Source organism: Streptomyces orinoci (genome assembly GCF_003121295.1).
Taxonomy (GTDB): domain Bacteria; phylum Actinomycetota; class Actinomycetes; order Streptomycetales; family Streptomycetaceae; genus Streptomyces; species Streptomyces orinoci.
In genome coordinates this window covers 455480-481518 of the sequence record NZ_PHNC01000031.1, presented here as the reverse complement: position 1 = coordinate 481518, position 26039 = coordinate 455480, and the positions used below count along the sequence as shown (strand labels likewise).

Genomic DNA, 26039 nt, shown 5'->3' with positions numbered 1-26039 from the left:
GACCCTCGACGGCCCGGCCCTGGTGGCCCAACTGGAGCGGGCGCGCAGGCAGGCCGAGGAAGCCGCGCACCGACAGGCCGTCGAGGAACGGCTCGACCAGCAGACCGCCGCGTTCGTCGAGCGCGTCCTCGCCGAGCACGCCGAGGGCGAGCACGACCGGCACGAGCGGCTGATGCAGCGCCCGCCCGTCCCTCGTCGCGCCGAGGGACGCACCGCCGCCGCGCATGTGGTCAACCGTCGGGGCATCCGGTGACGCCCCGGGCCGTCGTTGCCTTGCTCGCCGGGGAGCTGCACGCACTCCACCCGGACAGCTACGACCGGCAGGGGCACCCGGTTGATCCGGCTGCTGTCGAGGCCGCCGAGCGCCTGCTCGTCGCCCTCACTGAGCACGGGATGACCGTCACGGCGCAGGAGACCGTCTGACCCCGCGGGGTGCCCGCAATCCGCGGGGCAACGGGCACCCTTCCGCGTACTATCCTTTCAAGAAAGAAATCTAGCGCCAACGAAAGAAAGGCTCGCTGTGGCAGGAGAAACAACCATCACCGTCGTGGGCAACCTCGTGGACGACCCCGAACTGCGCTTCACCCCCGCCGGTGCCGCCGTCGCCCATTTCCGCATCGCATCCACCCCGCGCACCTATGACCGCACCAGCGGCGAATGGAAGGACGGCGAGAGCCTCTTTCTGAGCTGCTCCGTATGGCGACAGACCGCCGAGCACGTCGCCGAATCCCTCACCCGTGGAACCCGCGTCATCGCGCACGGACGCCTCAAACAGCGCACCTACGAAGACCGCGAGGGCGCCAAGCGAACCGTCTTCGAGCTGGACGTCGAAGAAGTCGGCCCCACCCTCAAGAACGCCACCGCCACCGTCGCCAAGTCAGGCCGTAACAAGGCTCCCCAGCAGCCGCAGCAGGCCGTCGCTGACCCATGGGCAACTCAGGCCCCACACCCCGCCGCGTACGTCCAACAGCCGCCCTTCTAACCGCTCGCCGCGACCGGTCGAACCCGCCCCCCGTGCGCGCGAGGCCCCAGCCCCTTCCCGCCCCGCCCAGGAGACATTCCGACGTGCCGCTCCCCGCCGCGCACCGCGCCGCCGCCCACCTCGCCATCATCCGGCAGCACTGGGCCGAGCTGCTGCTCGCCATTGAGACCCCGCCGGCCGACGTATGGCCCCCGCGGCAGCTCGCGCACACGCTGCGCCCGGCCGACGACGAGCCGCTCGACGTCCTCGACCGCGCACCCCTGGTCCTGCGCGAGCACTCGGCGCCGCTCAACCTCGACGCCCTCGACGCCGGACTCGCCATCGAGCACGCCCTGTTCGACCTCGCCGACGTCCTCGCCGCCGCCGTCCAGCGCACTGACCGCGACGACCCGCGCCGGTGGATCATCCGCAGCGCCACCGACCCCGGCAGCCGGGCGCACGGCCTGCACTGGGCCGCGCTGTACGTCGAGGGCCGACTGCTCGACGAGGACACCGCCCCCGAGGAACAGCCCGACGGCACCACGACCGATGCGCCGTTCGCGCCCGTGTCCGAGCGCCTGCTGCACGACTCCGCTCGCGTCGCCCACGAGTGCGCCGGCCGCCTGCTGCGGACGCTGCGCCTTGACCAGCGCGCCACCCCGGTTCCCGGCCGGCCGTGCCCCTGGTGTGGGGGCGAGCTGACGCTGCACACCGGCCCGGACGAGGGGCCGAGGGTCACATGCGGGTGGGGGGCGCAGTGCCCCGCCCCGGTACCCCTGACCCCGGCGGGCCGGCGGGTGTGGGAGTGGCACGCCCTGCCCGCCCTGGTCGCCGCACTCGACGCCGCGGAGCAGCACGAACGGGGGTCGTACCCCTTGGCCGCCTGTTGAGCGACATTCAGGATTCCGATATCGCGGGCACTACTAGCAGCAGTTGTGCCTTCCTCGCACTGCTGGAATAGTTTGTCTCCTCAACCGTTGTCCATTGGCTGGTCTCCCAGCCGTGGCGGGCATCCGCCAAGGAGAGCGAGGTACCAGGGCATGTCGGTGAGGGTCTATGTAGGCAACCTGAGCTGGAAGACGACGGATGAGACGCTGAGGGAGGCGTTCTCCGACTACGGTGAGTTGGTGCACGCAGAAGTCATCATGGATCGGCAGACAGGCAGGTCGAGGGGCTTCGGCTTCGTTTCCTTTGACTCCGCGGAGGAAGCGGAGGCCGCCGTCAACGGAATGCAGCAACAGAATATCGATGGACGCTCCGTCGTCGTGAACTTCGCCTAGTACTCCAGTTGCAGTTCGCTTATTGCCGCTGGTCAGGAGCTTGTTTGTGAGTGTAGTTGGCTGACTACGTAGTCGGGCGTTGAGAGTGCCGATGGTCGGGGAATCCGCCCTGCTTCTTCGGCGGCGGCACCTTGCCGACCATCAAGGGCCCGGCTCCCTGGCCTCGTCACCAGCCGCACACGGCGGTGGGGAAGCGAGACCGGGGCACCCGTGGTCCACCGCGGTGCCGGTCGACACGGCACCGCGGTGGACCATCCGCGTAGGTGTTAGCCGAGAGGTTGGCCGTCGTAGTCGCCGCCGACGCAGGTTTGGATGAAGCTGGGACGGCCGTGGCCGAGAATGCATAGCAGGACGCTGACGTTGGGCGCGGCGGTTGCCGTGGCAGCGGTGCCGAGCAGCGCGGGCACGGCCAACGAGGCGGCGATGGCCATGGTGACGATGGCGCGACGCATAGGCGAAGCTCCTTCCGGAGTATGTGTTCCCAGTGGGCGATGGCCTCCCCAACGAGCGTCGTCAGGAGTACGGGCTCAGGCGGAAGGCCGTCAACGCATGCGGCTAGTGCGGCAGGGGGAAAATGCCCAGTGAGCGCCTGGGCAAGGTCACCCACACGGGTACCAACGGCGCACAACCTGCGCGATTCCTCTGTCCTGCGCCACCGCGCACGCTCGCGCGCTCGATCGAAGCCCGGACCGCCACTGCGCCGCCGGGCCCGGCCATCACGCAGCGCACAGGCGCACGACGCCATAGGAGGGCCCGGAGTTGATCCGGGCCCTTTTCCGCACCCTCGTTGTGTACCTAGTGGAGCACCCAGTACAGTGATCTTCATCGAACTCCACCTGACACCCACCTGCACCCGCGAGGCGGGCCCGCCCAGAGGGAACAGCAGATGAGCGAGCAGAACCAGTCTTCCGAAGCCGTATACCGCAGGCGCCCTGATAGGGCGCTGGGCAAGGCGAGCGAGGCGGAGCAGCGTTCTGCCCTCGCGGCCTACATCGCCGAGCGGCCCCAGCTCGCCGCCTTCGCCCGCGACATGGTGCGCGCCTTCGAGGAACACGAGGCCGCCGACGTGCGGGCACGGCTGGCCGCCGCCGGCGCCGCCCGGAAGGCGTGGAAGAAGTACGAACCGGAGGTGCCCGCGCTGATTCTGGACGCCCGCGCCGCCGGCGTCTCCGGCGTGGAAATCGCGGCGGACCTCGGCATGAACCCGTCGTACGTCTTCCGCATCCTGCGCGAGAAGGTCCGCTACTCGTACCGGATCGACGTGTTCAACGATCCCGACATCGGCTTGGGGTGGCAGGCGGACGAGAACGGCGAAGGTGTCGCCGACGCCAACGAGGCGGGCGGACTCGCCGACCCCGACCGCCTCGCCGACGAACATCGGCAGGGCATGCTCGGCGTCCGCCGCGCGCACCTGGCCGCCCGCGTCCTCATGTGGAAAGGCCCCGACATGGGCCTCGACGACGAGGCCGTGTACGTGCGCGAGTGGCCCGCAGCCGAAGCCGACAAGCAGTAAAAACGAAGCAGGCCCGCCCCAGCACTCCACATGCCGGAACGGGCCCTAACCGAACGGGAGCTAACCCCGTGGCTACGCACAACCCTATCGTCGGCCCACCGGCCGCCGTCCCGAGCCGTCCGTCGTGGGCGCCTTTGGCTGCGGCCGTCGCCGTCACCGCCGGTTTCGCCGCCTTGGCGTTCCGGCTGTCCTTCGCATCCCTCACCACGCTTGCCGCCGAGCACGGCGTCGCCCCTGACATCGTGTGGATGTTCGCTGTCCTGGTCGATGGCGGCGCCGTCGTCGGCACCGTCGGCGTCATCGCCGCCCGGCGCGCCGGCCGACCGACGGCGCCCTACTGGGCAACGGTCATCGCGTTCGCCGTGACGTCACTCTGCTTCAACGTGTCGCACAGCGACGGCACCGGCGCCGGTGCCGCAATCGCCGTCGTGCCGCCGGTGGCGCAGCTCGTCGCAACGGAACTCCTGGTGCGCATGCTGCCGACGCCCGAGACCGTGGCCGCCGACGACATCGCCCCGGCCGTCGCCGCCGCCACCGACGCCGTCCAGCGCGCGCAGGACGCCGCCGACGCCGCCCGTACCTCCGCCGACACGGCGCAGGCCGCCGCGGAGGCTGCCGCCACCACCGCCGCCCGCGCCGAGCAGGCCGCCGCCGCGCTCACCACCACCACCACCACCACCACCGCCGCGCCGCCGCTCGCCCTCGTCGATCTCGCCGCCGCCGTCGCCGCCGTCGAGGCGCCGCCCGTCCTCGACGACGCCCTCGACGACGCTCCGGCGCCGCTCCCCTTGGCCGCGACGTTCACCGCGCCGCCGCTCCCGACGCCCGCGCCGCCCGACGACGTCCTCGACGACGGCGCTCCCGCCGACGCAGCAGCGCCCGACGCCCCGCCGGCCGCCGCCATTGCCGCGTACCGGCGCATACGACGGGAGACCGGCGCCCGACCGACAGCGGAGGTTCTCGGCGCGGCGTTGGGGGTGAAGCGCACGCGCGGCGGGGAGCTGCGCCGCATGGTCGAGCAGGCCCTCGGCACCCCTGTTGCGACCGTTATTAAGTCGTGATCTAATGGGTGGCGCCTCCGGCGTGCCCGGAAGTTGATCGCAACGCCCCGCCAACCCACCCCCCGGTTGGCGGGGCTTTCGTATGCCCGGGAGGTGAGCCCATGGCTGCCCCCATCACCGACGACGACCGGGCCGAGGTCCGCCGCCTGCACGCGGCCGGCCGGTCCCGGAACCAGATCGCCCGCGCGATCGGCCGCTCGTCCTCGACCGTGTCGAAGATCGCCCGCGAGGAGGGGCTCAGGTTCGAGGGCGGCGCCCGCATCGCCCCGGCCACCGAGGCGCGGCAGCTCGATCTCGCCGAGCAGCGCCGACAGCTCGTCGCCCGCCTGTACGCCCGCGCCTCCGCCAATCTCGACCGTGTCGAGGCCACCGAGTACGTGCGCGTGGAGCTGCTGCCCACCGGCCGGCCCGTGCGGCTGGTCTCCGACGAACCGCCCGCCCAGGACGAGCGGCACCATTCGCAGGCCATCGGCTCGTACCTGACCAGCGCCGCCCGGCTCGCCGAGATCGACTCCGGCACCGGCACCGGCGAGGTCCGTTCGATGCTCACCGACCTTGCCCGCGGCCTGCGTGCCGCGTTCGCCGACGAGGACCAGGCCGACGGGGACGAGGGGGCCGGCACCAGGGGGTGAGCGTTGCTCGACTCCCTGCCGCTGTCCCGCAAGCAACTTCGGAGCGTCGCGCAGGCCACGGCCCGTATCTGCATTTGGCACGGCGCCGTACGCTCCGGGAAGACGATCTCTTCGCTTCTGGCGTGGCTGCTCGCTGTCGCCGAGGCCCCGCCGTCCGGCCTGATTGTCGTTGTCGGCCGCTCGTTGCAGACGATCGAACGGAACGTCTTCGAGCCGCTCACCGACCCGGCTTTGTTCGGGCCGGTCGCCGCCCAGATCCGGCACACCCGCGGCGCCACCACAGCGACCGTGCTTGGCCGCACCGTCCATCTGATCGGCGCGGCCGATGCGCGCGCCGAGGGCCGACTGCGCGGCTTGACCGCCTCCCTGGCCTACGTCGATGAGGCAACGCTGCTCCCCGAGGCGTTTTGGACGCAGCTTCTCGCGCGGCTGTCCGTTCCCGGGGCGCGGCTGCTCGCGACCACGAACCCCGACAGCCCGCGGCACTGGCTCAAGACGGGCTATCTCGACCGCGAGGGCGAACTCGACCTGCGGTCGTGGCACTTCCGTCTCGACGACAACCCGTCGTTGTCACCGGCGTATGTCGCGTCGCTGGCCGCCGAGTACGTCGGTCTGTGGCGCCGCCGCATGATCGACGGGGCATGGGTCGTTGCCGAGGGCTCGATCTTCGACATGTTCGACGAGCAGCGGCACGTCGTCGCCACCCTGCCGCCCATGCGCCGGCACTGGTGCGCCATCGACTACGGCACGACGAACCCGTTCGCCGCGCTACTGCTCGGCGAGGGCACCGACGGCCGACTGTACGTCTGCTCCGAGTGGCGCCACGATTCGCGCGCCGCGCGCCGGCAGATGACCGACGCCCAGTACAGCGCCGCCGTCCGCCGGTGGCTGGCCGAGCTGGACGTCGAGCCCGAGTTCACGTTCGTGGACCCCTCGGCCGCCAGCTTTTCCACACAGCTGTGGACAGACGGACACCCCGGCGTCGCCCGCGCCCGCAATGAGGTGCTCGACGGAATCCGCAGCGTCTCGACCGCGCTCGACTCCGGCCTGCTGGCCGTGCACTCCTCATGCGAGGGGCTGCTCACGGAGTTCCCCGGCTACACATGGGACCCCACCGCGGCCGACCGCGGCGAAGACCGCCCCATCAAGCGGGACGACCACAGCCTCGACGCCCTGCGCTACGCCCTGCACAGCACGGCGCACGAATGGCGCCACCTGATCACCACGCCGGCCGCCGGCGCCGCGTAGCCCTGCCCGCTCACCGCCGCCGCGTGCGATCGGTCCGACCACGGCAGGGGGTGACACGGTGCCCCTGCCCGACAACGGCGCCATCTGGCCGCCGCGCCAACACGACGCCCTGTACCGGGAGATGCGCGCCGATGACGCGTGGTACTCCGGTGACCGCCACCGCCTCGCCACCGTCTACCGGGGTCAGCAGCACCGCGAGGACGGCCGCCGCCGGCTGTGGGCCCGTCACCAGCACCCGCAGCCCGGCCGGCACGACACCCGCCTGCATATCCCGCTTCCCGCGGACATCGCGACAACGTCCGCTGATCTTCTGTTCAGCGAACCGCCGGTGTTCACCGTGACCGATCCGGCGACGCAGGCCCGCCTCGACGAGATCACCGAGGCCGGCGGCATCGCGAACACCCTTCTTGAGGCCGCGGAAGTCGGTGCCGCCCTCGGCGGCGTCTTCCTGCGCGTCACCTGGGACACCGCCCTTGCCCCCCGGCCGCTGCTCACCGCGATACACGCCGACGCCGCAGCCCCCGAATTCCAGTGGGGGCAGCTCGCCGCCGTCACCTTCTGGCGGGAGCTGCCGACCGACTCGGCAACGGAAGTGTGGCGCCACCTTGAACGCCACGAGGTCGGGACGATCGTCCACGGCCTCTACCAGGGCACCGCCGACAACCTCGGCACCCGCGTACCGCTCACCGAGCACCCCGATACCGCCGGCCTCGCCGACTCCCTCGGCCCCGAGGGCGACAGCATCCCGACCGGCCTCGACCGGCTCACCGCCGCCTACGTTCCCAACATCCGGCCCAACCGCCGGCACCGCGGTTCCCCGCTCGGCCGGTCCGACTACCAGGGCGCGCACGACCTGTTCGACGCGCTCGACGAAACATGGTCGTCGTGGCTGCGCGACATCCGTCTCGCCCGCGCACGGCTGATCGTCCCCGACGGCTACCTGCGCCACCACGGCCCCGGCCACGGCGCGAGCTTCGACGATGACCGCGAGATTTGGCAGGCCCTTGCCATCCCGCCGGGCGACTCCGGCGGCGCCGGCATCACCCTGTCCCAGTTCGCCATCCGTGTGGACGAGCACGAGCGCACCACCGCCGCCATCATGCGGCAGGCGGTGCAGCTCGCCGGGTATTCGGCGCAGTCCTTCGGGCTGGGCGACTCGACCGCGGCGACCGCAACCGAGGTCACCGCACGCGAGCGGCGCAGCATGATCACCCGCGACAAGAAGTCGCGGTACTGGGCCCCGGCCCTGGCCGACATGCTGCTCGTCATGCTCCAGCTCGACCGGGCCCTGTATACCCCGGCACTGACACCGGAGCGCCCGACGATCACGTTCGGCGACTCGGTGAGCGAGGACCCGCAGAGCGTCGCGCAGACGCTTTCCCTGCTCCAGCAGGCCCAGGCCGTGAGCACCGATACGAAGGTGCGCGCACTGCATCCGGACTGGGACGACGTTGCGGTTGCTGAGGAGGTCGAGCGCATCCTCACCGAAACCGGCGCCGCGGTGCCCGACCCGATGCAGGCGGGCACCTTGGACTGATCTCGACCGAGCACTATCGGCTCTACCTCCGCTGGAAGATCGCCAGGAGGATGCGCTCCGCGCGTCTCCTGAAATCCTCATCAGGATGTGAGATGGCCACCCCTGCCAGGCATAAGAGGAAGGCCAGCAACGAGGACGGGAAGCTGACTAGCTCGTTCATGCGGCGACGACCTTTACAAAGTGACGGCCAGTGACTATTGCGGAGAGGCGTGTGCGCGCGCGACGTGTCCGACGCCAATATGACAGAAGGCCCGTGCCTTCGAAAGTAAGACTGAGACTGGCGACAGCAGATGCATTAGAGTGGAGAAGCCGGATACTCCTAGCTTTGTCGCCCTCAAAGCTGGCTTATCCTTCGTTTCCAAGATCGGCTAATCTTTTGACGCCGGACTATAACTGCGGCTATAGCGCTTTTGTGGGCTAGGTCACAATTCCCGGGGGAGGATTGAGTGCCCGCCTCCCCTGCCCTTGTTGACGACCTGTCGGCTGGCGTCCGGGACCTGTACGCGGACGCCGAGGCGCGGCTGCTGGGCATCGTCGCCCGGCAGCTTGCCGCCGGCCTTGAGGCGCCCGGGTGGGCGGTGGCCAAGCTGCGCGACATTCAGCCGCTCCGGCGGGCCGCGCAGAGCGTCGTCGAGGAACTCGGCAAGGCCACGGCCCTCGAAGTGTTCGACGCCGTCGCCGAGGCGTACAACGTCGGCTCCCGCGCGGGGCTGGCCGAACTCGGCGCCCTGGCCGACGAGGACGCCCGCCGGATCGGTGAAAGCACGCCCGGGACGCGCGCCGTTGACCGCCTCGCGCACGAGACGATCGACCGCGTCACCGCCACCCACCGCGGCATTCTTCGCGGCGTGGAGGACGGTTACCGGCAGGTGGTCAGCGAGGTAGCCGCGACGCCGCTTCTGGGCGTGGGCACCCGCCGCGCGGCCTCGCAGGCCGCCATGGCGCGGTTTGCCGACCGAGGTCTGCGCACGTTCGTGGACCGCTCCGGCCGCGCGTGGTCCATGACGTCGTATGCCGAGATGGCTGTGCGCACTGCTGTGGGCCGCGCTGCGGTCGAGGCGCACGGCGACCGGCTGCGCGCCGCGGGGGTGTCCCTGGTCATCGTCTCCAACGCCCCGCACGAGTGCCCTCTGTGCAAGCCGTTCGAGGGCAAGGTGCTGACCCTCGACGGACCGGACGGTGCCCACACGGTCGAGGCCGAGCACGCCGTCGAGGACGGCCGCACCGTGCGCGTGCACGTCGCCGGTTCCCTCGACGAGGCGCGCCGGCACGGGTTGCAACACCCCAACTGCCGGCACTCGACGAGCGCCTACCTGCCCGGTGTCACCCGAGCGCCGGTAGAGCACTCCACCGACCCCTACGGCTACGAAGCCACCCAGCGGCAGCGCGCCATCGAGCGCAACATTCGCCGCTGGAAGAACCGGGCCGCCGCCGCGACCGATCCGGACGCCAAGCGCGCGGCCGAGGCCAAGGTGCGGCACTGGCAGAAGCAGCAGCGCGAACACCTCGCGCAGCACCCGGAGTTGATCCGCAAGCGGCACCGGGAGCAGCCCGGCGCCGGGAACCTCCCCAGCACTGCGCCACGCCCGCCGCGGGTTGCCGTCGAGGCGGCGCGGGTGCGCGCCGGGGACGAGCGCGCCCTGCGGGAGATGAGCGACGAGCAGCTCGCCGTCGCCCACGGCTCCGGCCACCTGGACGAGCGCGACGAGCACCGGATACGGGCGGAGGCCGACCGGCGCGACGAGCATGCGCTGCTTGACCGCGTCCGGCCGCACGGCCGACTCGCCGACCTGACGGCGTTCGGCGACGACGATCTCGCCCGCGTGCTGCCGCACCTGGGCGACGACGACGTTCTGCGGGTAGCCGCCGAGCTGGACCGCCGCGACGTCACCGCATCCCTGCCCGGCGCCCGCCGGGACCTTGTCGGCCTCTCCGACGCTCAACTCGCCGCCCGCGCCCGCCATGCGGACGCCGGGGAACTGGCCACCCTCGCCACCGAGGCGGACCGCCGCGACCTGCTGCGGCAGGTCTTCCCCGGCGGCGCCTTGGCCGCGGACCTGTCCACCGTGGGCGACGACGTCCTCGGCTGGGCCATCCGCTACGCCCGCGAGCACGAGGTCGAGCGGATCGCCGGCGAACTCGACCGCCGGTACCCGCCCGCCCCGGCCGTCGAGGCACGCGGCGCGCACACCCTCGCCGGACAGCTCGCCGACCGGGCCGCCCTCGACGAGGCCCTCGCCCCGGTCGCCGGCCCGGACGACTGGGCGCACCTGGCCCTCGACGGCGACCGGCACGCCGGCCTGTCCGCTATCGAGCGATGGATCGCCGAACGCGAGGAAGCCGCCGCCGCGCAGCGCACGGCCTACACCCGCGAGCAGATCCGGGCCATGTACCAAGAGCACATCTATGCACAGTGGTTGGAGGCCGAGACCGAGCTGCGCGGACACCTGCTCAACCGGAAGGCCGAGGCCGCCGGCGTGGACCCGCGGAGCCTGTTCACGGGCCCGTCGCACGTGGCTTACGCCCGTGCGTCGGAGGATCTCATTCGCTGGTGGCAGGAACACCCGCGAACTACGCTGGCCGAGTACACCGAGAAGGTGACCGGGGTTCGCGATGCCGCAGCCGAGACCGCCCGGCAGGCGCGCACCACGCAGCAGAACAAGCTCTAGGGGGCAGCCATGGGAACGCGGAGCGAACTGGTCCGCGCCATCCACGAAGGCGCAGCAGCCGGCCGCGAGCATCTACCGGTGACCGTCTGCCCGTACCCCCGGGGCGACCTGCTGCGTAGCGCGTGGGTTCGCGGATACGCCAAGGCTCGTCCGCTGGACGACGAGCACGACCAGACCGCCGCCGACTAGAAGTGTCCTGAAGATCTTGAAATCGCGCCCGACTTGCATCGGTTGATGACGATTGACATTTACCGGCAATCCAGGGTGAGCCGGGCGGCCGGAGCAAGATCTTCAGCAGTCTTCTAGGGCCTGTCCGATGGGTCAGCACAGGCCCCCCCAGGGCCTCGAACTGTCAACCCGGGCAGTTGTCGGACGGACGTCCATCGATTCCCGCTTGCGTATGGTGCTGCACATACCCCGGCACTGGCCTGGGGAGTTATGGCGTACAGCGTGGAGGAGCTTCGCGAGTCAACTTCCCGTGGAATGAGGGTCTCATGCATCGTGCCCGTCGTAGCACTGCCGTTGTTTCTGCGGTTTCCGTTGCCGTTCTCGTCCTGGCCGGGTTCTGCGCGACTCCGGCAGTTGCCGCCCCGACCCGGCCCGACCAGGTCCCAGGGAACCTGTGTCAGATCCTTGACGCGCTCCCCCTCCTCGGGGACGCCCTGAAGGGCAAGGTGGGCTGCGGAGAGCAGGGGTAACCCCGGCTCGCCTAAGGCGTGTCCGACCCATCGGCCAGGCCCTAGCCACGCCCTTTCCCAACTCCCCATGAGGGGCCCGCCTTTGCGGGCCCCTTTTTCATGCCCACACACCGCCCGGAGGCCGATTCCCCGATGTCCGAAAGCAACGCTCCCGCCGCACCGGTCACCCCCGCGGTGCCGGCCGCCGACCACGGCGCCCCGCTCGCCCCCGACGCGGCTACCGCCCCGCCGGCCGCGGCCCCCGCCCTGGCCGCCCCGGTGATCGATCCGGCCGCCGAGCAGCGCCTCACCGTCGCCGAGCAGGCCGCGCAGCAGGCCGCCGCCGAACGCGACGAGGTACTCGCCGCGCTGCGGCGCGTCCTCGACCCGGACGGCGCCGCCGCCGAAGCTGATCCCGCCCGGCTTGCCGAGCAGGCCGCCGCCGAACGCGACGCCGCCCGCGCCGAGGCCCGGCAGCTGCGCGTCGAGCTGGCCGCACACCAGGCCGCGCACACCGTCGGCGCCGACCCGGCCCGCCTGCTGGACTCCCGCACTGTCGAGAAGCAGCTCGCCGCGCTCGACCCGGACGACAAGCAGTTCGGCGACAAGCTCGCCGCGGTCATTGCCGACGCCGTCAAGGCCGCCCCCCATCTGCGCGCCGAGGCCGCCCCGCCCGCCGGGCCCGCCCGGGGCGGCGCGGACTTCACCCCCGCCGCCCCTGCCACCCCGACCGCTGAGCAGTTCGTCGCCATGACCTACGGCGAGCGCGTCGCGCTGCACCAGTCCGACCCCGATCTCTACGCGCGGCTGTCCGCCGCATCCCAGTAAGGAGGGCCGCCGAACATGGCGACCGGAAAGACCACTTCGGCACAGATGATCGTGCCCGACGTCTGGGCCGACATGGTGCAGGCGAAGCTCAAGGGCAAGCTCGTGCTCGGCTCCCTGGCACTCAACGACTCCACCCTCGAAGGCAAGCCCGGCGACTCCGTGAACTTCCCGAAGTGGAAGGCGCTCGGCGAGGCCGAAGACCTCACCGAGGGCACGCCGATGAGCCCCGAGCAGCTTGGCACCGACCCCGGCAGCAAGGCCGTCATCAAGGAAGCCGGCAAGGCGGTGGAGATCACCGACAAGGCGAAGCTTGTCGCCTTCGGCGACCCGTTCGCCGAGACGCAGCGACAGCTCGCCCTGTTGATCGCCCGCAAGATCGACAAGGACCTGACGGCCGCCGCGGAGGCGCCCGGAGCGATCACCGTCAACGCCGCCGACAAGGCCCTGTCGTGGGATGTCCTGGTGGACGGCATCGCCCGCTTCGGTGACGAGTGGGAGCCCGATTCCATGGCCGGCCTGGTGATTCACTCGCTCCAGCGCGCCGCCATCTACAAGGACCCCAACTTCATCAGCGCCGACAAGTTCGGCTCCGCCTCTGTCATCCCGCAGGGCGTTATCGGCCAGATCGGCGGCGTCAACGTCTACGTCTCCGACCGCGTCACCACCGCCCCCGGCGGTGAGGGCAAGACGCAGACGTTCAACGCGCTGATGATCCGCCGCGGCGCCCTGGGCCTGCTCTACAAGCGCAAGCCCGTCGTGGAGACCGACCGCGACATCCTCGCCCGAACCACCGTGGTCACCACCAACGTTCACTACGCAACGCACCGCCTCGACGACGAGGGGATCGTCGTCCTGACGACCCGGGGCGCCGCGTGATCCTGCGCCGCCACTACAGCCGCAGAAACGCCCCTGCACCCACCGCGCAGGCCGCGGACGCCCCGCCGGCCGCCAAGCCCGTCCGGCGCCCGGCCGGACGGCGGAAGGCCACCACGACCGACGGGAGGTGAGGCGTGCCCGCCCGCATCTACGCCACCCCCGAGCAGCTCGCCGCGTGGACCGGGCAGCCCGCCCCCGAGGGGGCCGAGCGGCTGCTCGCCCGCGCGTCCGAAGACGTTGACGCCGCGCTGCTCACGGCCGTGTACCCGGTGGACGCCGACGGCGACCCCACCGAGCAGCGCGTCGTCGAAGCCCTGCGGGATGCCACCTGCGCACAGGTCGAATGGCAGGTCGCCACGGGCGACGACGGCACCGGCGCCGCCGGCGTGTGGGACTCGGTATCCATCGGCCCGGTGTCCATGTCCGGCCGCAAGGCCGGTCCGCCCGCCGCGTCCGGCGTCGATCTCGCGCCGCGCGCCCATCGCGCCCTGCGGGCCGCCGGCCTGCTCCCGGGGGTGATCTCGTGAGAGTGCCCGACGCCCTGCTGCGCCACCAGATCACCGTGGAGCCGTACGCAGGTGAGGGCGCCTACGGGGCGCAGCACCGCCACGCCATCCCGAACGTGCGCGCCCTGGTGAGCGAGGGCACGCGCATGGTGCGCGCCGCCGACGGCCGCCAAGTCCAGGCCACCGCAACCGTGATCGCCGGACCGACGCTCGACTGCCCGCCCGGCAGCCGGATCACGCTCCCCGACGGACGCACCACGACCGCGATCACCGTCACCCGCCACACCGCGCCCGGCCTGCCCGTGCCGGCCTGTACGGAGGTGGCTTGCGAATGAGCCAGTCCGCACACCTGAGCTGGAACGGCTCCGCCGCCACGGCCGCGATCCGGCAGGCCGCCGCCCGCGGCGCGCGCCTGGGCGCCGAACACGTCCTACAGGTCAGCCGGCAGAAAGTACCGATCGAAGAGGGCACCCTCGAACGCAGCGGCACCGTCAGCGTCGACGAACAGCAGGCCACCGCCGCCGTCTCCTACGACACCCCGTACGCGCGCAGGGTCCACGAAGACCTGACCGCCCGGCACGCTCCCGGGCGCAGCGCGAAGTACCTCGAAAGCGTGCTGCCCGAGACCGCTGGCGAGGTTCAGGCGCTCATCGCCGCGCAGGTGAAGCGAACTCTGCGTTAGAGGGGTTGCGCACTTGCCCAGCGCCTAATGAAATCCTTTCCATTATCCGTCAACACAAGCGGCTTTAGGCTCTGATCCGGCGCTACCGCCCAAGGCTCTCCCATTCGGACCAGTTCGTCATCCAGGAGATTCGCTATCAGCCACCACATCGGCCTGTGTATGTGGATGACTTCACGGAGTCGCTTCTGAGCTTCATCTTTCGGCTCAAAGATCGCCAGCACAGCACCCGGGGGAATGGACTTCCGAAACCGTTCGTCTATTTCAAGCTGACGCAAGAACACCCTCAAGAGCTGTCGCTCTGTATCCGTATACCGCTGATTTACGATCTCAAGGTTGGCCTTGTACTGAAGCATTGCCTTCCGGTCGATTTCTCCTCGGTCAAAACGCGCGTGACACGTTGGACAGAGCGCGATCAGGTTCTCAAAGGTGTGTTCTCGCACCTTGGCCCATGGCGTGATGTGCGCAAGGTCGACGGGGGTCTGTCGACACGTAGGGATCGCGCACCGATGCCCAGCCTCGACAAGTACGGCCCGCTTCAGGTCCGTTGGGATGTTCGGTCTGCCTTCAGCCATGCCGCCGAGCATAGGCACCACCTAGGACATCACTCCTCATGAGCTACACCGTCGACCTGCTCGACGGTCTCGCCCGCCTGCTGCACGAGCAGAGTGTCGGCGTCTACCGGACCGACGGCCCGTACGCCGCCAGCGAGACCGCTATCACCATCGATGCCACCCCGCCCACTCCCGATCGCGTGATCTGCCTGTCGGCCTACCCGGTCACCGAGTCGTCCGCGCTCACCGACACCACCACCGGCATCCAGGTACGCACCCGTGGCGGCCTCGACCCGCGTGACGTCACCGCGCTCGACGACGCGGTGTTCGACGTGCTGCACGGCGCCGGCCCATTCCAGTGGGGCGCCGCCCACGTGCAGCTCATCTTTCGAGCCTCGGCCGCCCCGATCGGCGCCGACAGCAGCGGGCGCGCGGAGCGCAGCAGCAACTACCACGCCCGCGCGCACCGCCGGGCCAAACACCTTGAATAGGAGGCGCCTTGAGCACCCCGACGCCGCCGGCCGAGACGATCACCGCACTCGCCCGCCGCTACCGGCTTGAGCTGGACATGAGTAAGGACGGCACCACCCCGGTATGGACGCTCGTCCCGGGGATCACCGAGTTCACCCCGAAGGTGGAGGCCACGCAGCAAGACGTCACCACCTACGACAGCGACGGGTGGACAGAGCAGGCCGTAACGATGCTGGCATGGAGCATTGAGGCCACGATGGCGCACCGCGCCCACCCCGTGACCGGTGCCTTCAACGCGGCGCAGGAGGCCCTGCGCAAGGCGTCCATGTCGTTCGGGGCTGGGTCGTATGTGCGGGTGCGCTACTACGACCGCACGGGCCAGCCGGACGCCTACCAGGGAACCGCGCTGGTGAAGTGGGAGCCGGACGGCGGCAAGGCCGATGACGTGGACACCATCAAGATGGAGCTGACCGGGTCCGGGCCGCTGGTGGAGATCACGAACCCGGTGGCCGGCATCCAGAAGGGGGCCGGGTCCTAATGGCGTTCGAGGCCCTCGGCGAGCTGCTCGCCGAATCGTTGCCCCTGCCGGTGGAGGGCCGCACCTACACGATTGCGGCGCCCTCCGCCGAGGTGGGGCTGCGCGTTCAAGCCCTGATCAACGCTGCCGCGGTAGCGGCGGACGGGGGCCGCGTTGATGAGCAGGTGCTCAGCGACGCCGCCGAGCGTGATGTGTTCCGCGACGTCCTCGGCCCCGCCCATGACCAGATGGTTTCCGACGGCGTGTCGTGGCCCGCGCTCAAGCACGCCGCGATCACGGCCATGGTGTGGATCGCGCAGGACAAGGCCGCGGCGGAACGTTTCTGGAATGCGGCCGGCGACCCTTCTCGGCTGGCCCCGAACCGGCAGGCTCGGCGCAGCCGGTCGGGCGGGGCGAATACGACGAAGTCTCAGGGCTCTACGAGTGGTACGAGTACCCGCCCGGCCACCACCCGCGCCAAGAACAAGCGGGCGCGGCCGAGTCGCTGACCTGGCGCCGGATTCTCGACGAGTGGCCGCTCGTCGAGGCCGACCTGCACGAGGTGTACGGAATCGATCTCGGCGACCGCGCGCTGCTGCGCTCCCGTTCCTGGCGGTGGCTGCGCGTGCGCGTCCTCGGCCTTCTCTCCGCTGAATCGCGGCTCGCCCGCTTGCTCACCCCCTCGCCCGATGCCCCCTCGGCGAAGGGGGGCCCGATCACCAGGAGGTGAGCCGTGGCCCTCATGGTGGGTGAACTCGCCGCGACGATCACCGTTGACCCCTCCGGCATCGAGCGGGGCGTCGCTCGTGCGCGGGCGGCCGTGCAGTCCGGAGGCGACCAGATGGCCGCGTCCGCCGGGCAGGCCGGGCAGCACGCCGGCGAGCAGCTCGGCGACGGCGTCGCCGAGGGCGCCACCCGCGGCGGTGAACGCGCCAAGCAGGGTCTTGTCACCACGCTGAAAGGGTTCGCCGCCGCGGCGGTGGGCTCGACGATCGGCGCGGCGCTGATCGGCGGCATTGGGCAGGCCCTTGAACAGTCGAAGATCACCGGGCATTTGCAGGCCCAGCTCGGCGCAACGGGCCCGGTCGCCAAGCAGTACGGCAAGGTTGCCGGTGCGCTGTATGCCGGGGCGATCGTCGATTCGGTCGAGGGCGGCGCCGAGGTCATCAAGGGCATAGCCCGCAATGGTCTGTTGCCGCCGGAGGCGACGGAAGCGCAGATCCAGACCATGGGCCGGCGGGTCGCCGACACCGCGGCCGTCATGGGCGAGGACGTCAGCAAGGTCTCTCGTGCGGTGGGCACGATGATGAAAACCGGCCTCGCCAAGAGCGCTGACGAGGCGATGGACGTCCTTGTCAAGGGCTCGCAGAACGGTGTCGATGCCGCCGAGGATTTGCTCGACACCTTTTCGGAGTACCCCACCGAATTCCGGCAGCTCGGCCTCGATGCCAAGACGTCGATGGGCCTGCTTCAGCAGGGTTTGCAGGGCGGTGCGCGCGATAGTGACGTCGTCGCCGACAGCTTGAAGGAATTCACGCTTCAAGCCCAAGGCATGTCGGATAAGACGAAGCAGGCGTATGCCGATCTCGGCCTGTCCGGCGAGAAGATGCAAAAGGTTTTCCGCGAGGGTGGCCCGTCTGCTGCCGCTGCTTTCGAGCAGGTCATTACCAAGCTTCGCGGGGTTCAGGACCCTGCCAAGAAAAGTGAGATCGCCCTCGGTCTTTTCGGTACCAAGGCCGAGGACATGCAGCAGGCGATTTACGCCCTCGACCCCGCGCATGCCGTTGATGCCCTCGGCAAGGTGAAGGGCTCGGCCGATGAGGCCGGTAATTCGCTGCGGGACAACGCTGCGACGAAATTTGAGATGTTTAAGCGGGGTGTGACGCAGAAGGTCGTCGGCGTTCTCGGGAACTACATGGTTCCTGCGCTGATGACCGGTGCGCAGTGGATCGGCAAGTTCGGCGGCGCCTTCCAAGCGGCGGGCTCGTTCGTCTCCCAGCACTCGACGAGCCTTTCGATCGCGGCCGGCGTGATCACGGTGGTGATGCTCCCGGCTTTGATCGGTCTTGCCGTTCAGGCCGGCACCACCGCTACGGCTGTCGTGGTCAGTTGGGCCACGCAGGGCACCGCAGCCGCAACCGGGGCCGTCCGCTTCGTTGCCTCCAACGCGGTCATTCTGGCCGGCTGGATCGCGCAGGGCGCAGGCGCCGCGGCAGCAGCGGCACGCGTGGCCGGCTCATGGCTGCTTATGGGCGCACAGGCCATGGCCCAGGGCGCCCGCATGGCTGCGGCGTGGCTGCTCGCGATGGGCCCGATTCCGCTGATCATTGCCGCGGTCGTCGGCCTGGTCGCGTTGATCGTCGCGAACTGGGACAGCATCAAGGCGGCCACGGCGGCGGTATGGGATTGGGTCTGGGGCAAGATCAAGGGCGTTGCGCAATGGCTACTCGACCTGTTCCTGAATTTCACGCTCGTTGGCATCATCATCAGCCATTGGGATTCCATACGATCCGGCACCGTGCGCGTCTGGAACGCCATCGTTGATTGGGTCCGCGACATCCCCGGCCACATCGTCAGTTTCTTTTTGAACTGGACGCTCGTCGGACTGATCATTGGCCATTGGTCGTCCATCAGGAGCGGAACGCAGCGCGTCGCCGGTTCCATGCTCGATTATGTGCACGGACTTCCTGGCCGCATCGTAAGCTATTTCGGGAATTTCGGTTCGATGCTGTACGACAAGGGCGCAGACCTTATACGCGGCCTGTGGAACGGAATTCGCTCCATGGGATCGTGGCTGCGCTCTACTTTGATGAGCTGGGCGAAAAACATGATTCCCGGCCCGATCGCCAAGGCCCTCGGAATTCATTCGCCCTCGCGGCTGATGCGCGACCAGATCGGCAAATTCATTCCCGCCGGTCTGGTCGCGGGCATCGAGGCCGGCGCCCCGGCCGTCGATCGCACCATGCGCCAACTCGTGACCGTGCCGGCCGCTCCCCGCTTCGCCCTGGCCGGCGCCCCCGGCATGGGGGCGGGCGCGATGTTCGGGCCCCCGGCGCCGACCGTCCACATCGAGAACTGGCACGCAGGCGATGCGACCGCGGACCAGACGGCCGCGGCGCTGGCCTGGCATGCCAAGGGCAGGGGGTGAGCGATGGCCGCCGGTGACATAGTCACCGCCCCCGGGCACATCCAGTTCGGCGACGTCCTGCTCGGCCCCGGCACCCCCTACCGGTGGCAGAGCCTCACCGGGTGGGAGGACTCCCCGGGGCTGGACTCCGGCACGGTCAACCGCGCCGACGCGCACGGGGCTTGGCCCGGCCGGCTGCTCGCACAGCCCCGCACGATCACCGTTGACGGCCTGGTCGTGCGCGCCGAACCGGGAGCGGTCGGGGCGGTCGTGCGGCACCTTGCCGCGGCGACCGCGCTGCGCGACGGCGAGCTGCCGCTCGTCGTGCGGCTCGACGACAGCCCGCCCCTGCTGTCCTGGGCCCGCTGCATCCGCCGGTCCGTGCCCGTCACCCGCGGCTACGCGGCCGGCGTCGCCACGGGCGGGGCGTTGCAGTTTGAGGCCACCGACCCCCGCCGGTACGCGCTCGACGAGCAGCTCGTCACCGCGCGCCTGCCCACGGCCGAGCCCGGTCTCGACTGGCACCTCGACCCCGGCCCGGAGGGTCTCTCCTGGCCGCTGGACTTCGGGCCGCCAGGGGCAACCGGCGCCCTGGTGGCGGTCAACGACGGAGACGCCCCGGTACACCCGGTGATCTCCTTCCGCGGCCCGCTCACCCTGCCGTCGCTGACCAACGTCGCCACGGCCGAGCGCATCGAGTACGACATCACCCTCGCTCCCGACGACGAGCTGCTCGTCGATACCGCCGCCGGCACGGTCACCCTCAACCACAGCGCCTCGCGCCTGTACACCGTGACCCCGCAATCCGTGCCCGAGGCAACGTTCGTCCTCGCGCCGGGAACGAACAACTTCGCCTTCCGGGCCGCGCCCGGATCATCCGACCCGCGCGCCGCCTGCTCCATGCGGTGGCGCTCCGCCTACTGGTAAGGAGGCCGCCCGTGACCGTGCGCGCCGCTTGGCTGCTGCCGAACGCACAGACCCGTGAAGACACCCGCCTCGCCCCCGTCGGTGTCCTCGCGCCCGAGGGGGAGTTGCTCAGCCGCGCCGGCGTGATTCCCGGCGGGGCGGCGCTTGCCGCCACCAGCGCGGGCCCGATGCAGGTGCAGCTCGGCATCGGCCGGGCCGTGGTGCAGGGCACCCTCGCTCAGGGGGCTTACCCGGTCGTCGTCTCCTCCCCGGAGACGCTCACGGTTGACGACGGGCACCCGCAGTTCGACCGTATCGATTCGGTTGTGCTGCGGGTCTACGACGGGATGTACGACACCAGCGGGCAGACCCGCGTAGCCGCCGAGATCATCCAAGGCACGCCGACCGCGACCCCGAACCCGCCCACGCTGCCCCCGGCCGCGCTCCGGCTGTGGGACGTGACCGTACCGGCCGGAGCCTCGGCCGGCGTCGGCGGCTTGGACTGGACGCGGGCTCTGGCCGACCGGCGGCAGTACACCACCGCGCACGGCGGCATCATCCCCCACGGCTGGGCCATGACCTTCAACGGCGCCTACGACGGCCAGTTCCGCGACAACGGCGTGACAGGGCTGGAGCGTTGGAACGCCACCGCCCGCGCGTGGCTACCCTACCCCTACGACTCCGGTTGGCAGCCGCTCACCCTCGCCGCCGGCTACGGCAACCCGGGCCATGGCATGCCGGCCTCGTGGCGCCGCCTGGGCGCCATGGTGATGTTGCGCGGCCGGATCGGCCCGACCAAGTCGGGGGCCACCATTGCCAACGGCGCGACCATCGCCACTCTTCCGGCGCCGATCCGGCCCGCCGGCGGTCGTGAATTCGCGTGGGCCGCGCCCCGCGATGTCACCAGCAAGGGCCCCGCTCTCACCCGTGTGGAGATCACCGGCGCCGGCGTCCTGCGCACCTTCGAATTGTTCGACGCCCCCGCGTGGATCAGCCTCGACGGCGTCACCTACTGCACCGACTAAGCACCACCGGGGGGTGAACGATGGCTGCCCCCACCTACCGCGCCTTGTTCTGCGACCTGCGCTCAGACCAACTGCTCGACGTCCTGCCGTTGCAGGGGATTTCCCTCGACGACTACATAGGCAAGACGGGCACCGCCTCCGGCACAATCCCCATTGCCACACCGGAGTTGGCCGCCCGAGTGCGCGCCACCGTCGTTCCCGGGCGTACCGCGTTGTGGATCGAGCGGGACCGGGAAATCTGGTGGGGCGGCATCATCTGGACGGCCTCTCTACAATCCAGCGCCCGCGGCTTTCTCTCCATGCAGGTGCAGGCCGGAACGTTCGACTCCTACCTCGATCACCGGATGCTGACAGATTCCTTGGACAGCAGGGGAGTTGACCAGTACGACATCGTCAGAACGCTGCTCGACTACGTGCAGGGCACCAATGGCGGGGATATCGGCATCACCTACGACGGTGCGCCGTCGGGCGTCGCCCGCGACCGTTCGTACAGCCGCTATGACCTGCCGAAGATCCGGGACCTGATCAACCAACTCGCCGCCACGGAGAACGGTTTCGAGTGGCGCATTGCTGCCTATCGCGATCCGGATTCCGGCCGGCGCGTCAAAGAGCTACAGCTCGGCTCCCCCATCCGCACGGGCACGAGCGAGATCGTCCTCGACCACCCCGGGCCCGTCCTGTCCTACACATGGCCGGTCGATGCAACGCCCCTGGCCAACGCATGGCAGTGCCGCGGGGCGACCGACAACCGCAACCAGGCCGCCGAGTCGCACCCGATCATGTCCGAGCTGCTCGTCGCCGACGCTGATATCGCCGCCGGCTGGCCCCGCCTCGATGGCAGCAGCGACTACTCGACCGTGATCACACAGAGCGTTCTCGACGCCCACGCCCGCGCGGACTGGATGCGCGCCCGCGCGCCGCTGACCATTCCCGAGATCACCGTGCGCATGGACGGCTCCATCACGCCGGCCCTGCTCGGCGCCACCATCCGGCTGCGCATCCGCGATCTCTGGTGGTCCGAGACCCTCGACCGGCGTTACCGCATCGTCGGGCTTGCCATCACCCCACCGGAGCGCGGTCGCGCCGAGACCGCCCGACTCTTCTTGGAGGCCGCCTAATGGCCGCTGTGCCCCTCGACCTGCTCGACCGCATCCGCGAGCTTGAACGGCAGGTGCGCGAACTCGCCGGACGGTCTCAGATCCGGCCCGCCATGGACCAGGTGAGCAAGGGCTACGTCCGCATCGGCGAGGGCGGAGCGTTCGGCGTCTTCTCCCCCGAGGGAAAGCAGATCCTCGGCGTTGGCCACTGGGGCAACGGTGAGTACGGCCTGAGCATGAAGCGGCAGGACGGAAGCCCTGCGATGACCATCCGTAACGGCACCGACGAGAAGATGCCGCAGCCGGTGCGTCTGTTCGACCCGAAGGGAAACGAGATCTGGGCCGACGACGTCAAAAACGGCGGCATCGCATGCCCCTACATCGCTCTGCTTCCTCCCCAGAACTCCGACATTGCCGCGTCCTGGCCCAAGACCGATTCCGCATCGTTCGCGGACGTTGCCCGCTCGTTCAACTCCCTTTGGCAACCCAAGATCCGCCTTTTCATGTACACGGCCGCGGACGGCGGTACTGCCGGTGAGGTGCGCGTGCTGGTCAACGGGCAAGTCTGGGGGCCTGCCGTGCGCGCCGGCCAGGATTTCGACTACACCGGCGCTGTGGGGGGTGACCCCGGATCGCTTGTCGAAATCGTCGTCGAGGCCCGCAGGACCAGCGGCAACGGGCATGTCTATGCACAGCCGAAGATGCTTTATGGCTGCCGAACTTAAGGAGTAATGGCGCTTGCTGCCCAGTTCCATCCCGGTCGTCACGGTGACCGGCCGCTACCTCAGTCCCGACGGCCGGCCGCTGTCCGGCAGCGTCACTTTCCGCGCCCCGGCTCAGGTGACCTTCCCCGAGGCCGACGTCATCCTCGGCGGCCCCGTCGTCGCCCAGCTCGACGCCCAAGGGCAGATCAGCGCGACACTGCCCGCAACCGATGCCCCGCACATGGACCCCACCGGCTGGTCCTACACCGTCAGCGAAGCCCTATCCGGCATCCCCAACGGCCGCTCGTACAACATCCTGCTACCGGCCGACCAGCCGCACGTGGACCTCGCGGACATTGCCCCAACCGACCCCAGCAAACCGAACTACGTCCCCATCGTGGGCCCGGAGGGGCCACGCGGTGCGCAGGGCGCGAGCGCCTACGAGGTGGCCCTCGCCGCCGGTTTCACCGGCACCCCCGCCGACTGGCTCACCTCTCTGATCGGCCCCCGCGGCGCCACGGGCCCACAGGGACCACAGGGCCCCGTCGGCGTCCCCGGCCGGGACGGCGCTCCCGGTGCCCCGGGCCTGGTCCAGTCGGTCAACGGGCACAGCGCGGCCGACGTCGTACTCACCGCGGCCGACGTCGGCGCCCTACCGGCCAGCACGGCCGGCGCCCCGGGTGGCGTGGCGCAGCTCGACGCCTCCGGGAAGGTGCCCGCCGCGCAGCTCCCCGCGTCCTCCGGCGGCGGCGCGGTGCAGTCGGTCAACGGCAAGACGGGAGCGGTGCAGCTCACCGCCGGCGATGTCGGCGCGCTCGACCAGGCCGCCGCCGACGCCCGGTACGTCCAGCCGTCCGCCGTCCCCGTGACCTCCGTCGCGGGCAAGACCGGCGCCGTGACCCTCACCCCGACCGACGTCGGCGCGCTGGCCACCACCGCCCGCGGGAAGGCCGGCGGTGTCGCAGCCCTCGACGGCTCCGGCGACGTGCCCCTCGCGCAGCTCCCGCCGATCACATACCCGAACGTCTGGTACCCGGCGGACCTCGGGTTCGTCGCGTGGAACGCGGACCCGTCCGTCATGGACGGCGCCACGCCCAACAGCGCGGGCGGCCCCGGCGACCGGCCGGCCTCCGGCCGGATCTACTACTCGTCGATCGTCATGCGGGACACCGCCACCGTTTCGAAAATCTGCCTGCACACCTACGGCTATTCCGGGGCGTCCGGCGGTATCACCAGCGGCTCATACGCCGGCATCTACACCGCGGGCGGAACCCGCCTCGCGACCACCGCCGATCTGTCCGCCGCCGGCCGCTACGCCGAGGAACACAGCGTCGGCGGCGGCACGACCTACCTCTCGCTGACCGAGGCGCAGACCCTCGCCCCCGGCGTGTACGTCCTGGCGTTCGTCCTGAACTGGTCCACCGCGGCGAACACACCACTCGTCGCGAGCATCGGCCAAGGCATGGACGCCTCCGGCAAGGTCGGCGCCATCAGCGCCAGCAGGCCGCCGCGGTTCGCCATGTCCAGCGACAAGGGCAATACCGCCCTCCCCACGTCGGTGAACTGGACCGGATCAGCCGTGGCCGGCATCTGCACCCGCTATTGGATGGCCCTCGCCTAACCCCCAGCACGCCCCGTTCGAACGCCCCGCGCACCTGTGTGCCGGGGCTTCCTTCATGTCTGGAGACACCCACCATGGCAACACCCCTGACCGCCGACGAGCTGCTCGCCGCGCTGCGCGCCGAGGGCGTGCGCGTCGTCGAATACGGCTCGTGGCGCACCCACGACCGCGCCGGACACGGCGCGTGGGGCCCGATCAACGGCGTGATGATCCACCACACCGTGAGCAGCGGCACCGACTCATCCGTTGAGCTGTGCTACGACGGATACGCCGAACTCCCCGGCCCGCTGTGCCACGGCGTGATCGCCAAGGACGGCACCGTGTACCTGATCAGCGCCGGCCGCGCCAACCACGCCGGCGCCGGTGACAGTGACGTCCTGGCCGCGGTCGTCGCCGAGCAGTCCCTGCCCGAGCCGTCAGAGATGAACGCGGACGGCAACGCCCGCTTCTACGGATTCGAGTGCGTCAACCTGGGCAACGGCGCCGACCCGTGGCCCGACGCGCAGCTCGACGCCATCGAGCGCGCCGCCGCCGCGATCTGCCGCGCCTACGGCTGGTCGGCCGCATCCGTGATCGGACACAAGGAGTGGACCGACACCAAGACCGACCCCCGCGGCTTCTCCATGCAGACGATGCGCGAGCGCATCGACCGGCGCCTCGCCACCAAGGCCGGCAAGCCCGTCCCCACCCCGGCCTACGAGCCGTTCCCCGGCGTCGAGTTCTTCAAGAGCTACCCCCGCAGCCCCATTGTGACCGCCATGGGCCGACGGCTCGTCGAGGAGGGATGTTCGGCCTACCACTCCGGCCCCGGCCCCCAGTGGACCACGGCCGATGCCCAGTCCTTCCGACGCTGGCAGCAGAAGCTCGGCGACGCCCCGCAATTCTGCGACGGAATCCCCGGCCGCCGGCAGTGGGACGCCCTCAAGGTCCCCAAGGTCTAGCCCCACCCTCATCACGAAACGGAGCACCACCCCCCTTGAGCCCTGCCGCCAAACACACCGCACGCACCATCGTGCAGACCGCCGTCGCAATCGCGGTCATGCTGCCCGCCATCGTCGATGCCTCCGGCATCCCCGCATCCCTGCCCTGGGTCGCCGGCGCCCTGGCCGTCGCCGGCGCCCTCACGCGGATCATGGCCCTACCGGGCGTCCAGGCCCTCATGCCCCGATGGCTGCGCACCGACCCGTCCACCCCGGACCCCGCCGACAGGGGCACCGTGTGACAGATCCCAGCCCGAATGACGTCGCCCTCGAACTGGAACGGCTTCGGGGCGTCGTCGAGGTAGGGTTCGCCCGCATCGACGGCTCCCTTGCACTGCTCGTGCAGCGATCCGACCAGACCGACAAGCAACTCGCTGACCACGAGAACCGCCTCGACGAACTCGAACGTGCCCGCTGGCCCCTGCCCAGCCTCGCCGCCCTCCTGGCCATCGCGGGCCTACTTGTCTCGATCTGGCAGGCCACCACCGGCCACTGAACCTTCCTCCGGCTGCGAACGGCCGCCGGAACAGCATCGCGGCCCGCCCCCATGTGGGGGCGGGCCGCCTTTTG

General features: G+C 70.3%; 31 protein-coding genes. 29 read left to right on the top strand and 2 right to left on the bottom strand.

From position 1 onward, the window contains the following. The first annotated feature begins 22 nt into the window (after window positions 1-22). The 5 genes from CV755_RS24390 (at window position 23) to CV755_RS24375 (ending at window position 2241) form a co-directional block, all read left to right on the top strand. Window positions 23-253, top strand: coding sequence for a hypothetical protein (locus tag CV755_RS24390; protein ID WP_109282427.1), 231 nt, complete (start codon window positions 23-25; stop codon window positions 251-253). Beyond that, complete coding sequence (locus CV755_RS34750; RefSeq protein ID WP_161968739.1) at window positions 250-423, top strand: hypothetical protein; 174 nt, start codon at window positions 250-252, stop codon at window positions 421-423. The genes CV755_RS24390 and CV755_RS34750 overlap by 4 nt, the downstream gene beginning before the upstream one ends. 97 nt (window positions 424-520) lie before the next feature. Next, window positions 521-982: a single-stranded DNA-binding protein gene (locus CV755_RS24385; RefSeq protein WP_109282426.1), complete on the top strand. Its 462-nt coding sequence runs from the start codon at window positions 521-523 to the stop codon at window positions 980-982. 83 nt (window positions 983-1065) lie between these two features. Then, the gene (locus CV755_RS24380; RefSeq protein ID WP_109282425.1) at window positions 1066-1851 is read left to right on the top strand and encodes a hypothetical protein; all 786 of its coding nucleotides are present in this window, start codon (window positions 1066-1068) and stop codon (window positions 1849-1851) included. A 150-nt stretch (window positions 1852-2001) separates the two neighbouring features. Then, a complete protein-coding gene (locus tag CV755_RS24375) occupies window positions 2002-2241 on the top strand; it encodes an RNA recognition motif domain-containing protein (RefSeq protein ID WP_109282424.1) in 240 nt (79 codons plus the stop codon). Between the two features lie 266 nt (window positions 2242-2507). On the opposite strand, the gene CV755_RS24370 is transcribed toward CV755_RS24375, so the two are convergent. Then, window positions 2508-2693 carry a hypothetical protein gene (locus CV755_RS24370; RefSeq protein WP_109282423.1) on the bottom strand — a complete coding sequence of 62 codons (186 nt, stop codon included), beginning with the start codon at window positions 2691-2693 and terminating at the stop codon, window positions 2508-2510. Between the two features lie 434 nt (window positions 2694-3127). Here CV755_RS24370 and CV755_RS24365 point away from each other — a divergent pair, with 434 nt between their 5' ends. From CV755_RS24365 to CV755_RS24305, 12 genes are all read left to right on the top strand, one after another. Then, window positions 3128-3754: a hypothetical protein gene (locus tag CV755_RS24365; RefSeq protein ID WP_109282422.1), complete on the top strand. Its 627-nt coding sequence runs from the start codon at window positions 3128-3130 to the stop codon at window positions 3752-3754. 68 nt (window positions 3755-3822) lie between these two features. Further along, window positions 3823-4815, top strand: coding sequence for a DUF2637 domain-containing protein (locus CV755_RS24360; protein WP_161968738.1), 993 nt, complete (start codon window positions 3823-3825; stop codon window positions 4813-4815). 101 nt (window positions 4816-4916) lie between these two features. Further along, window positions 4917-5447 carry a helix-turn-helix domain-containing protein gene (locus CV755_RS24355; RefSeq protein ID WP_109282420.1) on the top strand — a complete coding sequence of 177 codons (531 nt, stop codon included), beginning with the start codon at window positions 4917-4919 and terminating at the stop codon, window positions 5445-5447. Between the two features lie 3 nt (window positions 5448-5450). After that, window positions 5451-6695, top strand: a complete 1245-nt coding sequence (locus tag CV755_RS24350; protein ID WP_109282419.1) for a PBSX family phage terminase large subunit — start codon at window positions 5451-5453, stop codon at window positions 6693-6695. Window positions 6696-6753: 58 nt separating this feature from the next. Continuing rightward, entirely contained in the window at window positions 6754-8232 is a 1479-nt protein-coding gene (locus CV755_RS24345) for a phage portal protein (protein WP_109282418.1), read from the top strand. A gap of 446 nt (window positions 8233-8678) precedes the next feature. Further along, on the top strand, window positions 8679-10901 hold the full coding sequence (locus CV755_RS24340) for a phage minor capsid protein (RefSeq protein WP_109282417.1): 2223 nt from the start codon (window positions 8679-8681) through the stop codon (window positions 10899-10901). Window positions 10902-10910: 9 nt separating this feature from the next. After that, a complete protein-coding gene (locus CV755_RS24335) occupies window positions 10911-11090 on the top strand; it encodes an Rmf/CrpP fold protein (protein WP_109282416.1) in 180 nt (59 codons plus the stop codon). A 641-nt stretch (window positions 11091-11731) separates the two neighbouring features. Next, a complete protein-coding gene (locus CV755_RS24325; RefSeq protein ID WP_109282414.1) occupies window positions 11732-12406 on the top strand; it encodes a hypothetical protein in 675 nt (224 codons plus the stop codon). 15 nt (window positions 12407-12421) lie between these two features. Further along, window positions 12422-13282, top strand: a complete 861-nt coding sequence (locus CV755_RS24320; protein ID WP_109282413.1) for a N4-gp56 family major capsid protein — start codon at window positions 12422-12424, stop codon at window positions 13280-13282. Between the two features lie 134 nt (window positions 13283-13416). Beyond that, the gene (locus tag CV755_RS24315; RefSeq protein WP_109282412.1) at window positions 13417-13809 is read left to right on the top strand and encodes a head-tail connector protein; all 393 of its coding nucleotides are present in this window, start codon (window positions 13417-13419) and stop codon (window positions 13807-13809) included. After that, window positions 13806-14123, top strand: a complete 318-nt coding sequence (locus tag CV755_RS24310) for a hypothetical protein (RefSeq protein ID WP_109282411.1) — start codon at window positions 13806-13808, stop codon at window positions 14121-14123. The genes CV755_RS24315 and CV755_RS24310 overlap by 4 nt, the downstream gene beginning before the upstream one ends. Then, window positions 14120-14470 carry a minor capsid protein gene (locus tag CV755_RS24305; RefSeq protein WP_109282410.1) on the top strand — a complete coding sequence of 117 codons (351 nt, stop codon included), beginning with the start codon at window positions 14120-14122 and terminating at the stop codon, window positions 14468-14470. Before CV755_RS24310 ends, CV755_RS24305 begins: the two co-directional genes overlap by 4 nt. Here CV755_RS24305 and CV755_RS37240 read toward each other — a convergent pair. Then, a complete protein-coding gene (locus CV755_RS37240) occupies window positions 14467-15042 on the bottom strand; it encodes an HNH endonuclease (protein ID WP_206608448.1) in 576 nt (191 codons plus the stop codon). The two genes, CV755_RS24305 and CV755_RS37240, sit on opposite strands and share 4 nt — an antisense overlap. Window positions 15043-15080: 38 nt before the next feature. Here CV755_RS37240 and CV755_RS24295 point away from each other — a divergent pair, with 38 nt between their 5' ends. From CV755_RS24295 to CV755_RS24235, 12 genes are all read left to right on the top strand, one after another. Next, window positions 15081-15512 (top strand): minor capsid protein, encoded by a 432-nt coding sequence (locus tag CV755_RS24295; RefSeq protein WP_109282408.1) that lies wholly within the window; start codon window positions 15081-15083, stop codon window positions 15510-15512. Between the two features lie 8 nt (window positions 15513-15520). Beyond that, window positions 15521-16030, top strand: a complete 510-nt coding sequence (locus CV755_RS24290) for a phage tail tube protein (protein WP_109282407.1) — start codon at window positions 15521-15523, stop codon at window positions 16028-16030. Beyond that, a complete protein-coding gene (locus CV755_RS24285; protein ID WP_109282406.1) occupies window positions 16030-16518 on the top strand; it encodes a DUF7426 family protein in 489 nt (162 codons plus the stop codon). Before CV755_RS24290 ends, CV755_RS24285 begins: the two co-directional genes overlap by 1 nt. Before the next feature lie 233 nt (window positions 16519-16751). Further along, window positions 16752-19157, top strand: a complete 2406-nt coding sequence (locus CV755_RS24275; RefSeq protein WP_241561469.1) for a phage tail tape measure protein — start codon at window positions 16752-16754, stop codon at window positions 19155-19157. Between the two features lie 3 nt (window positions 19158-19160). Beyond that, window positions 19161-20063 (top strand): phage distal tail protein, encoded by a 903-nt coding sequence (locus CV755_RS24270; RefSeq protein ID WP_109282404.1) that lies wholly within the window; start codon window positions 19161-19163, stop codon window positions 20061-20063. A gap of 11 nt (window positions 20064-20074) precedes the next feature. Then, entirely contained in the window at window positions 20075-21067 is a 993-nt protein-coding gene (locus tag CV755_RS24265; protein WP_109282403.1) for a hypothetical protein, read from the top strand. Window positions 21068-21087: 20 nt separating this feature from the next. Continuing rightward, window positions 21088-22185: a hypothetical protein gene (locus CV755_RS24260; RefSeq protein WP_109282402.1), complete on the top strand. Its 1098-nt coding sequence runs from the start codon at window positions 21088-21090 to the stop codon at window positions 22183-22185. Next, window positions 22185-22889, top strand: a complete 705-nt coding sequence (locus CV755_RS24255) for a hypothetical protein (RefSeq protein WP_109282401.1) — start codon at window positions 22185-22187, stop codon at window positions 22887-22889. Before CV755_RS24260 ends, CV755_RS24255 begins: the two co-directional genes overlap by 1 nt. 13 nt (window positions 22890-22902) lie before the next feature. Continuing rightward, entirely contained in the window at window positions 22903-24489 is a 1587-nt protein-coding gene (locus tag CV755_RS24250) for a collagen-like domain-containing protein (protein ID WP_109282400.1), read from the top strand. Window positions 24490-24563: 74 nt separating this feature from the next. Beyond that, window positions 24564-25430, top strand: coding sequence for a peptidoglycan-binding protein (locus CV755_RS24245; protein WP_109282399.1), 867 nt, complete (start codon window positions 24564-24566; stop codon window positions 25428-25430). Window positions 25431-25465: 35 nt separating this feature from the next. Beyond that, entirely contained in the window at window positions 25466-25711 is a 246-nt protein-coding gene (locus CV755_RS24240) for a hypothetical protein (RefSeq protein ID WP_109282398.1), read from the top strand. Further along, entirely contained in the window at window positions 25708-25965 is a 258-nt protein-coding gene (locus CV755_RS24235) for a hypothetical protein (protein ID WP_109282397.1), read from the top strand. The genes CV755_RS24240 and CV755_RS24235 overlap by 4 nt, the downstream gene beginning before the upstream one ends. The last annotated feature ends 74 nt before the right edge of the window (window positions 25966-26039 follow it).

Excerpts from the sequence above, each read along its gene's own strand:
- CV755_RS24375 (WP_109282424.1), top strand. The coding sequence starts at position 2,002 with ATGTCGGTGAGGGTCTATGTAGGCAACCTGAGCTGGAAGACGACGGAT.
- CV755_RS24370 (WP_109282423.1), bottom strand. The coding sequence starts at position 2,693 with ATGCGTCGCGCCATCGTCACCATGGCCATCGCCGCCTCGTTGGCCGTG.
- CV755_RS24365 (WP_109282422.1), top strand. The coding sequence starts at position 3,128 with ATGAGCGAGCAGAACCAGTCTTCCGAAGCCGTATACCGCAGGCGCCCT.
- CV755_RS24355 (WP_109282420.1), top strand. The coding sequence starts at position 4,917 with ATGGCTGCCCCCATCACCGACGACGACCGGGCCGAGGTCCGCCGCCTG.
- CV755_RS24335 (WP_109282416.1), top strand. The coding sequence starts at position 10,911 with ATGGGAACGCGGAGCGAACTGGTCCGCGCCATCCACGAAGGCGCAGCA.
- CV755_RS24325 (WP_109282414.1), top strand. The coding sequence starts at position 11,732 with ATGTCCGAAAGCAACGCTCCCGCCGCACCGGTCACCCCCGCGGTGCCG.
- CV755_RS24320 (WP_109282413.1), top strand. The coding sequence starts at position 12,422 with ATGGCGACCGGAAAGACCACTTCGGCACAGATGATCGTGCCCGACGTC.
- CV755_RS24305 (WP_109282410.1), top strand. The coding sequence starts at position 14,120 with ATGAGCCAGTCCGCACACCTGAGCTGGAACGGCTCCGCCGCCACGGCC.
- CV755_RS37240 (WP_206608448.1), bottom strand. The coding sequence starts at position 15,042 with ATGGCTGAAGGCAGACCGAACATCCCAACGGACCTGAAGCGGGCCGTA.
- CV755_RS24295 (WP_109282408.1), top strand. The coding sequence starts at position 15,081 with ATGAGCTACACCGTCGACCTGCTCGACGGTCTCGCCCGCCTGCTGCAC.
- CV755_RS24285 (WP_109282406.1), top strand. The coding sequence starts at position 16,030 with ATGGCGTTCGAGGCCCTCGGCGAGCTGCTCGCCGAATCGTTGCCCCTG.
- CV755_RS24275 (WP_241561469.1), top strand. The coding sequence starts at position 16,752 with ATGGTGGGTGAACTCGCCGCGACGATCACCGTTGACCCCTCCGGCATC.
- CV755_RS24270 (WP_109282404.1), top strand. The coding sequence starts at position 19,161 with ATGGCCGCCGGTGACATAGTCACCGCCCCCGGGCACATCCAGTTCGGC.
- CV755_RS24260 (WP_109282402.1), top strand. The coding sequence starts at position 21,088 with ATGGCTGCCCCCACCTACCGCGCCTTGTTCTGCGACCTGCGCTCAGAC.
- CV755_RS24255 (WP_109282401.1), top strand. The coding sequence starts at position 22,185 with ATGGCCGCTGTGCCCCTCGACCTGCTCGACCGCATCCGCGAGCTTGAA.
- CV755_RS24245 (WP_109282399.1), top strand. The coding sequence starts at position 24,564 with ATGGCAACACCCCTGACCGCCGACGAGCTGCTCGCCGCGCTGCGCGCC.